The following is a 12,596-nucleotide window of genomic DNA, read 5'->3' as shown; positions in this document are numbered from 1 at the left end:
AATCAGATACCCCAAAGAATCTGCACACCCCAGACGAAGTAAGCGAACATTGCAACGCCGCAGACTGCCTGGAAGAGGAAACGTACTGCTGTCGCGGACTTGCCCAGCGCCATTGGCGTCAGGTAGTCGGTCGCGATGGTCCACATGCCTACCCAGGCGTGTGCGCCCAGAGCAACAAGGGCCAGCAGGCTGAAGATACGCATCCAGTTGCTTGCAAACAGCTCATGCCATTGGGCGTAGCCAATGCCAGGGTTCGCAACGAGGTATCCGATCAGGAAAATGAAATAAGCCGCTAGAACAACCGCAGACACACGCTGTGCCATCCAGTCATAGAGGCCCGAACGCGACAGGTTCGTAACGCTGGTTACCATATCCAAACTCCCGCCAGAACAATCATCACCACGGAAATGACGATTACAATTTTCGAGCCCAGTCGGCCGCCTTCAAGCGTCTCACCGATGCCCATGTCCATGATCAAGTGGCGCACACCGGCAACCAGGTGATACAGCAAGGCAGAGAGCAGGCCCCACGCAACGAATTTGGCCAGAGGACTGGTCAAGCATGCCTTCACCTCGGCATAACCTTCTTCCGAACCCAGGGATTTGCTCAATGCATAAAGCATGATGCCCAGGCCGAGAAAAAGAATAATGCCCGATACACGGTGCAGAAATGACGTAACGCCGGTGATGGGGAGTTTGATGGTCCTTAGGTCTAGGTTTACAGGTCGTTGGCTATTCACGGCTTTTTTCACACTGAAGAGCCCCTAACAATCAGGGCAAGTTTGTTGGGATGCGCACTGGTCAGGTACCCACCACCCGGGAGTGACGACCCCCATCTAAACAGGCCCAAAAGCCCCTGGCGGTCGGCTGCCGAGTATAGACAGTTAGGTCGCTAATGACAACGCAAAGACCTCCCCCTAATAGCGCATTGCGCTCTGGCTATAAAAGGCGTAAACGGCAGGGATATTCGCGAAAAATGACTCCCCAAAGCCTTGTACAGCAAGACTTTAGGCAAATTGACATTCAAATTTATCTCACTATAGTGGTGCGGGCCCTGCGTGGGGGGTCTGTCTGATGATTTCAAGCATAAATAGGAGGCCACATGGCTGACAAAAAAGCGCAGTTGATCATCGAGGGCGCAGCCCCCGTCGAGCTGCCCATTTTAACTGGCACCGTGGGTCCCGATGTAATCGATGTGCGAGGCCTAACGGCAACGGGCCGATTCACATTTGACCCTGGCTTCATGTCGACCGCATCTTGCGAGTCGAAGATCACCTATATTGATGGTGACAACGGTATCCTGCTGCACCGCGGCTACCCGATTGAACAGCTGGCTGAACACTCTGACTACCTTGAGACCGCTTACCTGCTACTGAACGGCGAACTGCCGACTGCAGAGCAGAAGGCTCAATTTGTCAGCACCGTGAAGAACCACACAATGGTTCACGAGCAGTTGAAGACGTTCTTCAACGGCTTCCGTCGTGACGCCCACCCGATGGCGGTCATGTGCGGTGTAGTCGGCGCCCTCTCGGCCTTCTACCACGACTCCCTGGACATCAATAACCCGCAGCATCGCGAAATTTCCGCGATCCGTCTGGTTGCCAAGATGCCAACCCTGGCAGCGATGGTTTACAAGTACTCCATGGGTCAACCCATGATGTACCCGCGTAACGACCTGACCTACGCCGAAAACTTCCTGCACATGATGTTCAACACACCGTGCGAGATCAAACCGATCAGCCCGGTGCTGGCCAAGGCAATGGATAAGATCTTTATCCTGCACGCTGACCACGAACAGAATGCCTCGACCTCTACCGTGCGTCTGGCGGGCTCTTCGGGTGCCAACCCGTTCGCCTGTATTGCTGCCGGTATCGCCGCACTGTGGGGCCCTGCTCACGGCGGTGCAAACGAAGCCGTGTTGACCATGCTCGACGAAATTGGCGATGTTTCGAACATCGACACGTTCATCGCCAAGGCCAAGGACAAAAACGATCCGTTCAAACTGATGGGCTTTGGTCACCGGGTTTATAAAAACCGCGACCCACGCGCCACAGTGATGAAAAAGACCTGCGACGAAGTGCTTAAAGAACTGGGCATCCAGAACGATCCGCAACTCGAACTGGCCATGCGCCTGGAAGAGATCGCTCTGACCGACCCGTACTTCATCGAGCGCTCGCTGTACCCGAACGTCGACTTCTACTCGGGGATCATCCTCAAGGCGATCGGCATTCCAACCAGCATGTTCACCGTGATCTTCGCCCTGTCGCGTACAGTCGGCTGGATCTCGCACTGGAAAGAAATGCTCTCCAGCCCGTACAAGATTGGCCGTCCGCGCCAGCTGTACACCGGTTACGAGCAGCGTGACCTGACCAACCTGGAAGACCGCAAGTAAGGCATATCCCACGATATAGTCTTAGCTGCACACAAAACGGCCTCTATATATATAGAGGCCGTTTTTGTTTTGCGCCGTTTTAACCCTGTGCAGAACTGACTGCTGTGGGAGCGACGGTATCGCCGTGGCCCGCCTGACAGGCCGCAGTGATGCCATCGCGAGCAAGCCCCCTCCCACCAAACCTCAACACAAAAAAATCCCCCTGCCTCACGACAGGGGGATTGCTTTACACATAACGCCTGCCGCTGATTAGTGATCCACCGCCCCGCTCGCCCCAAGACCCGTCTGCGAACGCACAAACTGCGGGAAGAACAACGCACGCTCTTTCTCTGCCGCCTTGGATTTGTCGGTAATAGAGAAGAACCAGATACCCGCGAACGCAATGATCATGGAGAACAGTGCTGGGTACTCGTAAGGGAAGATTGCTTTCTCATGATGCAGGATCTGCACCCAGATGGTCGGGCCCAGGATCATCAAGCCAACCGCACTGACCAGCCCCATCCAGCCGCCAATCATGGCGCCGCGAGTGGTGAGGTTTTTCCAGTACATGGAAAGCAGCAGCACAGGGAAGTTGCAGCTCGCAGCAATGGAGAACGCCAGGCCCACCATGAATGCGATGTTCTGGCTTTCGAACAGGATGCCCAAGCCAATCGCCAGCACCGCCAGGGCGATGGTAGTGATCTTGGAAACGCGAATCTCATCCTTGTCGTTGGCCTTGCCCTTCTTGATTACGCTTGCATAAAGGTCGTGAGACACCGCCGAGGCACCGGCCAGGGTCAGACCCGCAACTACCGCAAGGATAGTGGCGAAGGCTACGGCCGAGATAAAGCCCAGGAACATACTGCCGCCCACCGCATCAGCCAGATGCACGGCCGCCATGTTGTTACCGCCCAGCAAGGCGCCAGCAGCGTCTTTGAATGCAGGGTTGGTGCTGACCAGGATGATCGCGCCAAAACCGATGATGAAGGTCAGGATGTAGAAGTAACCGATAAAGCCAGTTGCGTAGAACACGCTCTTGCGGGCTTCCTTGGCATCGCTAACGGTGAAGAAGCGCATCAGGATATGTGGTAGGCCGGCAGTACCGAACATCAGGGCCAGACCGAGGGAAAAGGCCGAGATCGGGTCTTTAACCAGGCCGCCCGGGCTCATGATCGCCTCACCTTTAGGGTGAATTTTGACGGCTTCGGCAAACAAGGCATTGAAATCAAAGTTGACGTGTTTCATTACCATCACGGCCATGAACGTCGCACCCGACAACAACATCACCGCTTTGATGATTTGCACCCAAGTAGTGGCCAGCATGCCGCCGAACAACACATACATGCACATCAGAATGCCTACCAGGATCACCGCAACGTGGTAGTCCAGGCCGAACAGCAGCTGAATCAGCTTGCCGGCACCGACCATTTGCGCAATGAGGTAGAACGCAACCACCACCAATGAACCGCAAGCCGACAGCGAGCGGATCTGGGTTTGACCCAAACGGTACGAGGCAACGTCAGCAAAGGTGTACTTGCCCAGGTTACGCAAACGCTCTGCGATCAGGAACAGGATGATGGGCCAACCCACCAGAAAGCCGATCGAATAGATCAGGCCATCGTAGCCAGAGGTGTAAACCAGCGCGGAAATACCCAGGAAGGAGGCGGCGGACATATAGTCGCCCGCAATCGCCAGGCCGTTCTGAAAACCTGTAATTTTGCCGCCCGCAGCATAGTAGTCGGCAGCAGACTTGTTACGCTTTGACGCCCAGTACGTAATGCACAGAGTCGCACCCACAAAAACGACGAACATGATGATCGCCGCGATATTAAGCGGTTGCTTCTGCACTTCGCCGGTCAGGGCCTCTCCCGCCCAGACCGCAGGTGCAAGGGCTGCAACGCCCAGTGTTGCCAATAGGCGCCCGATCATTGCCCTGCCTCCTTGAGAATTGCATTGTTCAGCTCATCAAACTCGCCATTGGCCCGGCGAACATAGATACCGGTAAGAATGAAGGCTGAAACAATCAACCCCACACCAATCGGAATACCCCAGGTAATAGACGAACCGGGACTCAACTTGGTCCCCATGATGTGTGACCCATAAGCAATCAACAGGATAAAGGCGGCATATAGTCCGAGCATGATTGCCGAGAGAATCCAGGCGAACCGCTCTCTTTTTTTAACCAGCTCCTTGAAACGCGGGCTGTTTTGAATCGAGAGGTAAATGCTGTCGTTCATTATTTTTGTCCTCGCAGCACAGATGAGATGGAACGTTTTCACTATTAGGGCGCCGCACATTCAATTCCAGACGACTTTAGTAGTAGAGCCCTGAATCAGCTGCAGCCCGCGTTTTATCTAGTCTGCAAGGACGATGCACATAAGCATGAAACTCCAGAAATGCAAAAACCGCCTGATGTAAACACCAGGCGGTCTTGTGTACTGCGAGCTAGACGCTTCGCGATTATTTAGCTGTCCACTCGGCCACACGCTCAGGGTGCTTGGCGACCCACTCTTTGGCCGCCGCTTCAGGCTTTGCCCCCTCTTGAATAGCCAGCATTACTTCACCAATTTCATCTTTTGAGTTCCAGGAAAATTTCTCCAGAAACTCTGCAACTTCAGGTGCTTTTTTACCCAGTTCTTTGCTGCCAATGCTATTAACGGTTTCTGCAGCGCCATACACGGACTTGGGATCTTCGAGAAAACGCAGTTTCCACTTGGCAAACATCCAGTGCGGCACCCAGCCGGTCACGGCAATCGGTTCGTTTTTGGCATAGGCACGACCCAGTTCCGAGGTCATTGCCGCTCCGGAACTTGCCTGTAGCTTGTAGCCCTTGAGGTCATAATCCTTGATTGCCTGGTCGGTCTTGAGCATGACACCTGAGCCGGCATCAATACCGACGATCTTGTTTTTGAACTCGTCGCTGCCCTTCAAATCGGCAATGGACTGGGCCTTTACATACTCAGGAACGATCAGGCCAATTTTTGCATCTTTGAAGTTGGGCCCGTAGTCGACCACCTTGTCTTTATTCTTCGCCCAGTACTCGCCATGAGTAACGGGCAACCAGGCAGACAGCATGGCGTCCAGTTTCCCCGTGGCCACGCCCTGCCACATGATGCCGGTCGCAACGGGCATCAGTTTCACGTCATAACCCAGCTTTTGCTTGATGACTTCGGCAGCCACATGGGTAGTTGCCACGCTGTCCGACCAACCATCCACATAGCCAATATTCAGGGTCGGCTTGCTCTGGGCGCTCGCCAGGCCCGCACTCATCGCCAGCACCAAGGCTGCTCCCGCGCTCAAAATACGTCGCATCTTCATCTTTGATTCCCCACAGTGCCGGGCCCGACGAGTGCCGGGCCACTTCAAGTTTCCTACAAGGTTTTTCTACCCCGTATCACTTGCACCCGATCATCAACCGCGACTGCTTGCCGTCCTGCTCTGACGACGACCCCCATACAACCAGCAACGACATTGCCACTACACCCATTTGATACCTGCGTGCTTTGCCCAGATGGCTGCCCGAACTTTGCATGTCAAAATTATACGCGGGCGCTGCACCTGCTCAATTGCAGGTAAGATGCGCGGCTTTGCTCCCATACGGCCTGACCATGTCTGCGACTGCCCGCTTCCCCGTGCTGCCTTATCTCCTTGCCTGCTTGCTGGGCATGTTTGCCATTGCCGGTTTCTGGTACGGCCTTGGCCAACCGGTGATTTTGCCTGATGCCGCAACACCGACCCATAAACTGCAATGTGCGTCGTATACGCCGTTCGACAAGGACCAATCACCGTTCGACCAGCCTTTCGTGCCTCGGGCCGAGCGCATGGACGCGGACCTGGCGTTGCTGGCCACGCGCTTTCAGTGCATCCGCACCTATTCGCAGGCAGGTCTTGAAGGCCTGCCAGACCTTGCACGCAAACACGGCCTGAAGCTGATGATCGGGGCCTGGGTCAGCAGCGACCCGGTTGCCACCGCACAGGAAGTCGACGCCCTGATCGCCTCGGCCAATGCCAACCCGGACGTCGTCAGTTCGGTCATCGTTGGCAACGAGGCCTTGCTGCGCAAAGAAGTCACCGCGCCACAACTGGTCAAGCTGATCGACAAGGTGAAAAGCCAGATCAAGCAACCCGTGACCTATGCAGATGTATGGGAGTTCTGGCTGCAGCATCCGGAAATCGCCCCGGCGGTGGACTTCCTGACCATTCACCTGCTGCCTTACTGGGAAGATGACCCTGCAGGCATTGATCAAGCGGTGAACCATGTCGCGCAGATCCGCCAGGTTTTCGGCAACAAGTTTGCGCCCAAGGACATCCTGATCGGCGAGACCGGCTGGCCCAGCGAAGGACGCCAGCGCGAAACCGCCGTACCTGGCCGGGTCAATGAGGCCAAATACATTCGCGGTTTTGTCACCCTGGCCGAGCAAAACGGCTGGAAGTACAACCTGATCGAAGCCTTCGACCAACCCTGGAAACGCGGCAGCGAAGGCGCAGTAGGCGGCTATTGGGGCTTGTTTGATGCAGACCGTCAGGACAAGGGCATTCTGGCCGGTCCAGTTTCCAATCTGCCGCACTGGCCTGCCTGGCTGGGGTTGGGCGCACTGGTGTTTCTGAGCACTCTGGTGCTTGGCGGGCGCGTTCGCACGCCACGCTCAGCCCTGCTGCTGCCAGCACTGGGCGCTGTAGCGGGATGCAGCATCGTGGCCTGGGCAGAACTGGCCTCCGTGACCAGCCGCTATGCCGGAGAGTGGGCCTTGGCCGGCCTGCTGGTCGGCTTGAACCTGATTGTATTGGCACATGCAGCGCTGGCTCTGGGCCAGAAAGAAGGTTGGCGCGAGCGCCTGTTCAATGTGCTGGAGCGCCGTGCTGGCTGGTGGCTGGCAGCGGCAGGGTTTGCCGGTGCGGTGATGATGCTGGGGCTGGTGTTTGAACCGCGCTATCGCAGCTTCCCGAGTGCAGCACTGATACTGCCTGCACTGGTTTACCTGCTGCGTCCGGTACACGGACCACGCCGTGAATTCGGCCTGCTGGCATTGATCATCGGCGCAGGCATACCGCTGCAGCTGTACCGCGAGGGCCTGAACAACGAACAGGCCTGGATGTGGGCATTGGTGAGCATTCTGATGGTGATGGCATTGTGGCGTAGCGTGCGACAGAAAGCGTAACGCCCAACCTTGTGGGAGCGGGCTTGCTCGCGATAGAGGCGACGCGATCTGTCAGGCAGACCGCGTTGATGCCTTGACGAGCAAGCCCGCTCCTATTGCCTTACCTGGCCGCCCGAACCAGTCGCAACCCGGCGATCACAACGGCAAACACTGCCAGGCTGGCGTTGTAGAGCGCCAGCGCAGGCAAACCGGACAACAAGGCCAGTACCGCCAGCGCACGGCCGACGTGCCCGCGCACAAAAAACGCGACAATCGACAGCACCAACGCAACCCAACCCAGCACCCTGAAATGAATCAACAACCCCAGGTTTGAACGCAGCTGGCACTCCCAACGCGCAGCCTCGGCCACACAGGTCCCAACCCACTGCGGGTCTTCCATCAAGCCGTAACGCAACCCATAACTGGCTGCCAGCCATACAGGCAGGGCGATAAGCAGCAAGATCAACGGCAAACGAGGTCGCATAAAAACTCCGATAGACAAAAGCGGCGCCCAGCTTAATCCCCATCCTTGCCTATGCAAGCCTTGCAATGAGATATCTGTTAACTAAAGTCATTCAGCGTGTATCTTGAGTGGCTTTTTGCCTTTTCGAGACTCTTTTGGGTTTTTTAGTGCCGCCATATGGCACTTCAGCACTAGCCCTGTGGTCATAGCCTGCGAATCTTTTGCGCACCTTCTTAGGGATAGTCTTCATGCTACGTTCTCTGCCCCTCGTTGCCTTGCTTGGCAGCCTTATCTTGAGTGCGTCCGCGCAGGCGGTCGATGTCGATCCCGCAACTTATGGCTACCCGATCACCAATCCGTTTGAAGCCACGATTGCCACCACGCCGCCGCAAATGCGCCCGCTGCTGCCTGACGAAGACGACATCAATCAATCGGATTACACCCTGAGCCTGCGCCCCGAACGCGAGTTCACGCTGCCCGCCAACTTTTGGGCCGTGAAAAAGCTGACTTACCGCATGGCCAAACAGGATCACCCGGCGCCGCTGATGTTTTTGATTGCCGGTACCGGTGCGGCTTACGACAGCAGCCTCAACGAGTACCTGAAAAAACTCTTCTACCAAGAGGGTTACCACGTTGTGCAGCTGTCATCACCGACCAGCTACGACTTCATGAGTGCGGCCTCGCGCCTGGCCACCCCCGGTATCAGCCAGTATGACGCCGAGGATCTGTATCACGTGATGCAAGCCGTGCGCGCCCAACAGGCCCACGTCCCGGTGACCGACTACTACCTGGCCGGTTATAGCCTGGGAGCACTGGACGCAGCGTTCGTCAGCCACCTGGATGAAACCCGCAAGAGTTTCAATTTCAAGAAAGTGTTGATGCTCAACCCCCCGGTCAACCTTTTCACCTCCATCAGCAACCTCGACAAGCTGGTGCAGACAGAGGTCAAAGGCATCAACAACACCACGACATTCTACGAACTGGTACTGGGCAAGCTGACCCGCTACTTCCAGGACAAAGGCCATGTGGACCTCAATGCGGCTCTGGTCTATGACCTGCAAAATTCCAAGGAGCGTCTGACCAACGAACAGATGGCGATGCTGATCGGCACCGTTTTCCGCTTCTCGTCGGCCGATATCGTGTTCACCTCGGACCTGATCAACCGCCGCGGCCTGATCACGCCGCCCAATTACCCGATCACCGAAGGCACCAGCCTGACACCGTTCCTCAAGCGCTCGTTGCAGTGTGATTTCGACTGCTACCTGACTGAACAGGTGATTCCGATGTGGCGCGCCAAAACCGATGGCGGCAGCCTGTTGCAACTGATTGACCAGGTCAGTCTGTATGCACTTCAGGACTACCTGAAAAACAGCCCGAAAATTGCCGTCATGCATAACGCCGACGACATCATCCTGGGGCCAGGCGATCTGGGATTCCTGCGCAAGACCTTCGGCAATCGCCTGACGGTTTACCCGTATGGTGGCCACTGCGGCAATCTCAACTACCGTGTCAACGCTGACGATATGCTGGAGTTCTTCCGTGGCTAAACAATTATTGCTTCTCGCCGCCCTGCTCGGCGCAGGCTTCGCCCAAGCGGATAACAGCAAGGCTCACACGGAGCTCACACCCGATGTCGACGGCTTCACCCAGCCGTTGAAACTGCTGAAGTTCAATCCGGGCCTGGACCAGCGCGAGTTTGAACGCGCCACCATGAACGCGCTGAGCATCTATGACCCGCTGGAACCGCTCAACCGCCGGATCTACCACTTCAACTACCGCTTTGATCAGTGGGTCTTCCTGCCGGTGGTCAATGGCTATCGCTACGTCACGCCAAGTTTTCTGCGCACTGGCGTGAGCAACTTTTTCAAAAACCTGGGGGATGTACCCAACCTGTTCAACAGCCTGCTGCAGCTCAAGGGCCATCGCTCGCTGGAAACTACGGGGCGACTGTTGCTGAACACGACGATAGGCATCGGCGGGCTGTGGGATCCGGCCACGGCGATGGGCCTGCCCCGTCAGAGCGAAGACTTCGGCCAGACCCTGGGCTTTTACGGCGTACCGGGTGGTGCCTACCTGATGCTACCGATCCTGGGCCCATCCAACCTGCGCGACACCACGGGCCTTGCGGTCGACTTTGGCGTCAATCAGGAAATCAACTTCCTCAACGTGCCTCACGAAAGTACCCGCCATCCCGAAATCTGGGTGCTGGGCGCGGTCGACAAGCGCTACAACACCAGCTTCCGCTATGGCCAGTTCGACTCGCCGTTTGAGTACGACAAGCTGCGCTATATCTATACCGAAGCCCGCAAACTGCAGATTGCGGAGTAGCGTTGTATGCAAACCCCGTAGTCGCTGCCGCAGGCTGCGAAGGGTTGCGTAGCAACCCGTTCTCCTGAATGTTGCGTGAAAGGCCCTTGCGGGCTTTATCGCAGCCTTCGGCAGCGACTGTAAAACCTAATCCTTCAAACCCGCAGAAACTGGCACAACGCATCACGCTTGGCCATCGCATCCCGACGCCCAAGCTCGATCAACTCCCGGCAATAGCCAGACTCGAACAGCAAATAACTCAGCACCCCTGCGCCACTGGTTTTGGTCGCACCGGGGCCCCGCAGAAACATGCGTAGTGCTGCGGGCAATTCATGTCGATGGCGGGCGGCGATTTCGTCTATGGGCTGACTCGGCGCGATCACCAGCACTTCCACGGGCGACAGGCCAAGGTTGTCGGTCTGTCTGGGCAGCAAGCGGCTGAAGTGGTTCAGGCGCTCCAGCAGTTCGATATCGCCCTCCAGACTGTCGATAAACGTACTGTTGAGCATATGACCGCCAATTTGCGCCAGGGTGGGTTGTTGAGCGTTGTAGAAGCGCGGCTGACCATCTTGTATATCCGGCCCTCGCGGGTTGCCGCTCACCCCCACCACCAGCACCCGGCTGGCCCCCAGATGCAGGGCCGGACTGATTGGCGCCGATTGGCGCACGGCACCGTCGCCAAAGTATTCTTCGCCCAGTTTTACCGGGGCAAAGAGCAGCGGAATCGCCGAACTGGCCAGCAAGTGCTCTACCGTCAACGCCGTAGGCATGCCGATGCGCCGATGACGCAACCAGCCATTGATCGTGCCCTTGCCTTGATAAAAGGTCACCGCCTGACTCGACGAGTAACCAAACGCCGTGACAGCCACGGCGCGCAGGTGCTGCCCGGCAATCGCCTGCTCAATGCCGGGAAAGTTGATTTTGTCCCGCAGCAGATCCCGCAGGGGTGAGCTGTCAAGCAATGCCACCGGAACGTGGGAGCCCAGCCCGAGCAGGCTGTGCCCCACGAATCGACTGGCCTGATGCAGCACCCCCGGCCAGTCGCTGCGCAATACGCGGCGACTTTCAAAGCCCTTCCAGAACGCGGTCAGGTGCTCGACCGCACGGGTAAAATCCATCGCCCCGCTGGCCAGACTAACTGCGTTGATCGCCCCTGCGGAGGTGCCGACGATCACTGGAAACGGGTTTGGCGCACCGGCAGGCAGCAGCTCGGCAATCGCCGCCAGCACGCCAACCTGATAGGCCGCACGCGCCCCGCCGCCAGACAGGATCAGGCCCGTGACCGGTGCGACTGACGTCACTGCGGGCAGGCCTGGGCCCGAGTTGCCTCAGCCGCGTTTGTCGTAGAGCTTGGGCTCGCCCGGTGGACGGGTCTTGAACCGGCGATGGGCCCACAGGTATTGCTCGGGGCACTCGCGCACCGCCCGCTCGACCCATTGATTGATTCGCAGGCAATCGGCCTCATCGCTGTCTCCGGGGAAATCCTTCAGGGGAGGATGAATGACCAACTTGTAACCACTGCCGTCGGCCAGTCGTTGTTGAGTAAAGGGCACAACCTGAGCTTTGCCCAGTTTGGCAAATTTGCTGGTAGCCGTAACCGTGGCGGCCTCAATGCCGAACAACGGCACGAAGATACTTTGCTTGGCGCCGTAGTCCTGATCGGGTGCATACCAGATCGCCCGGCCGGAGCGCAGCAACTTGAGCATGCCGCGTACGTCATCGCGCTCAACCGCCAGGGAGTCGACGTTATGCCGTTCACGCCCCCGACGCTGGATAAAGTCGAACAGCGGGTTTTTGTGTTCCCGGTACATGCCGTCGATGGTGTGCTGCTGGCCGAGCAAGGCAGCGCCAATCTCCAGCGTGGTGAAGTGGAACGCCATCAGGATGACGCCCCTGCCTTCCAGCTGAGCCTGCTTGAGATGCTCCAGCCCTTCGACATGGGCCAATTTGGCCAGTCGTGGTTTGGACCACCACCAACTCATGGCCATCTCGAAAAACGCGATACCAGTGGAGGCAAAGTTGTCTTTGAGCAACTGCTTGCGCTCGGCGGCCGTTTTCTCGGGGAAGCACAGCTCAAGGTTACGCGACGCAATGCGTCGACGATCACCGGCCACCCGGTACATCAACGCACCCAGCCCTCGGCCGATACACAGTTGTACTTTATAAGGCAGTTGAACAACCAGCCACAGCACGCCCAGCCCCAGCCATAGCAGCCAAAAGCGCGGATGAAAAAAAACAGCACGAAAACGCGGGCGATCCATTAATGATTCCGGACAGACACAAGGGTCGGGCATTCTACAACGTTCGACCCGGCTTGC

General features: G+C 57.2%; 12 protein-coding genes. 4 read left to right on the top strand and 8 right to left on the bottom strand.

The features are described from left to right. Positions 1-2 precede the first annotated feature (2 nt). The gene (gene sdhD, locus V6P94_RS11135) at positions 3-371 is read right to left on the bottom strand and encodes a succinate dehydrogenase, hydrophobic membrane anchor protein (RefSeq protein ID WP_003446906.1); all 369 of its coding nucleotides are present in this window, start codon (positions 369-371) and stop codon (positions 3-5) included. After that, entirely contained in the window at positions 365-751 is a 387-nt protein-coding gene (sdhC, locus tag V6P94_RS11130) for a succinate dehydrogenase, cytochrome b556 subunit (protein ID WP_019828563.1), read from the bottom strand. Before sdhC ends, sdhD begins: the two co-directional genes overlap by 7 nt. 350 nt (positions 752-1,101) lie before the next feature. Between sdhC and gltA the strand changes: the two genes are divergently transcribed. Then, positions 1,102-2,391, top strand: coding sequence for a citrate synthase (gene gltA / locus V6P94_RS11125; protein ID WP_019828565.1), 1,290 nt, complete (start codon positions 1,102-1,104; stop codon positions 2,389-2,391). Positions 2,392-2,640: 249 nt separating this feature from the next. Here gltA and V6P94_RS11120 read toward each other — a convergent pair whose 3' ends face one another. From V6P94_RS11120 to V6P94_RS11110, 3 genes are all read right to left on the bottom strand, one after another. Then, entirely contained in the window at positions 2,641-4,299 is a 1,659-nt protein-coding gene (locus V6P94_RS11120; RefSeq protein ID WP_133078137.1) for a cation acetate symporter, read from the bottom strand. After that, the gene (locus V6P94_RS11115; protein WP_133078136.1) at positions 4,296-4,607 is read right to left on the bottom strand and encodes a DUF485 domain-containing protein; all 312 of its coding nucleotides are present in this window, start codon (positions 4,605-4,607) and stop codon (positions 4,296-4,298) included. Before V6P94_RS11115 ends, V6P94_RS11120 begins: the two co-directional genes overlap by 4 nt. Before the next feature lie 223 nt (positions 4,608-4,830). After that, positions 4,831-5,688, bottom strand: coding sequence for a glycine betaine ABC transporter substrate-binding protein (locus V6P94_RS11110; RefSeq protein ID WP_133078135.1), 858 nt, complete (start codon positions 5,686-5,688; stop codon positions 4,831-4,833). Positions 5,689-5,978: 290 nt separating this feature from the next. Between V6P94_RS11110 and V6P94_RS11105 the strand changes: the two genes are divergently transcribed. After that, complete coding sequence (locus tag V6P94_RS11105; RefSeq protein ID WP_326398253.1) at positions 5,979-7,529, top strand: beta (1-6) glucans synthase; 1,551 nt, start codon at positions 5,979-5,981, stop codon at positions 7,527-7,529. 100 nt (positions 7,530-7,629) lie between these two features. On the opposite strand, the gene V6P94_RS11100 is transcribed toward V6P94_RS11105, so the two are convergent. Next, positions 7,630-7,992 (bottom strand): hypothetical protein, encoded by a 363-nt coding sequence (locus tag V6P94_RS11100; RefSeq protein WP_133078133.1) that lies wholly within the window; start codon positions 7,990-7,992, stop codon positions 7,630-7,632. Between the two features lie 227 nt (positions 7,993-8,219). Between V6P94_RS11100 and V6P94_RS11095 the strand changes: the two genes are divergently transcribed. Together V6P94_RS11095 and V6P94_RS11090 are read left to right on the top strand one after the other, a co-directional pair. Further along, positions 8,220-9,518, top strand: coding sequence for a serine/threonine protein kinase (locus tag V6P94_RS11095; protein WP_133078132.1), 1,299 nt, complete (start codon positions 8,220-8,222; stop codon positions 9,516-9,518). Beyond that, on the top strand, positions 9,511-10,299 hold the full coding sequence (locus V6P94_RS11090; protein ID WP_133078131.1) for a VacJ family lipoprotein: 789 nt from the start codon (positions 9,511-9,513) through the stop codon (positions 10,297-10,299). The genes V6P94_RS11095 and V6P94_RS11090 overlap by 8 nt, the downstream gene beginning before the upstream one ends. A gap of 134 nt (positions 10,300-10,433) precedes the next feature. On the opposite strand, the gene V6P94_RS11085 is transcribed toward V6P94_RS11090, so the two are convergent. Both V6P94_RS11085 and V6P94_RS11080 read right to left on the bottom strand, forming a co-directional pair. Continuing rightward, positions 10,434-11,579 carry a patatin-like phospholipase family protein gene (locus V6P94_RS11085; RefSeq protein WP_133078130.1) on the bottom strand — a complete coding sequence of 382 codons (1,146 nt, stop codon included), beginning with the start codon at positions 11,577-11,579 and terminating at the stop codon, positions 10,434-10,436. A 27-nt stretch (positions 11,580-11,606) separates the two neighbouring features. Then, positions 11,607-12,539 carry a lipid A biosynthesis lauroyl acyltransferase gene (locus V6P94_RS11080; RefSeq protein ID WP_133078129.1) on the bottom strand — a complete coding sequence of 311 codons (933 nt, stop codon included), beginning with the start codon at positions 12,537-12,539 and terminating at the stop codon, positions 11,607-11,609. Positions 12,540-12,596 lie beyond the last annotated feature (57 nt).

This window comes from Pseudomonas sp. ML2-2023-3, assembly GCF_037055275.1.
In the GTDB taxonomy this organism is placed as follows: domain Bacteria; phylum Pseudomonadota; class Gammaproteobacteria; order Pseudomonadales; family Pseudomonadaceae; genus Aquipseudomonas.
This window is presented reverse-complemented; position numbering and strand designations above follow the sequence as displayed.

Excerpts from the sequence above, each read along its gene's own strand:
- sdhD (WP_003446906.1), bottom strand. The coding sequence starts at position 371 with ATGGTAACCAGCGTTACGAACCTGTCGCGTTCGGGCCTCTATGACTGG.
- gltA (WP_019828565.1), top strand. The coding sequence starts at position 1,102 with ATGGCTGACAAAAAAGCGCAGTTGATCATCGAGGGCGCAGCCCCCGTC.
- V6P94_RS11120 (WP_133078137.1), bottom strand. The coding sequence starts at position 4,299 with ATGATCGGGCGCCTATTGGCAACACTGGGCGTTGCAGCCCTTGCACCT.
- V6P94_RS11115 (WP_133078136.1), bottom strand. The coding sequence starts at position 4,607 with ATGAACGACAGCATTTACCTCTCGATTCAAAACAGCCCGCGTTTCAAG.
- V6P94_RS11110 (WP_133078135.1), bottom strand. The coding sequence starts at position 5,688 with ATGAAGATGCGACGTATTTTGAGCGCGGGAGCAGCCTTGGTGCTGGCG.
- V6P94_RS11105 (WP_326398253.1), top strand. The coding sequence starts at position 5,979 with ATGTCTGCGACTGCCCGCTTCCCCGTGCTGCCTTATCTCCTTGCCTGC.
- V6P94_RS11100 (WP_133078133.1), bottom strand. The coding sequence starts at position 7,992 with ATGCGACCTCGTTTGCCGTTGATCTTGCTGCTTATCGCCCTGCCTGTA.
- V6P94_RS11095 (WP_133078132.1), top strand. The coding sequence starts at position 8,220 with ATGCTACGTTCTCTGCCCCTCGTTGCCTTGCTTGGCAGCCTTATCTTG.
- V6P94_RS11080 (WP_133078129.1), bottom strand. The coding sequence starts at position 12,539 with ATGGATCGCCCGCGTTTTCGTGCTGTTTTTTTTCATCCGCGCTTTTGG.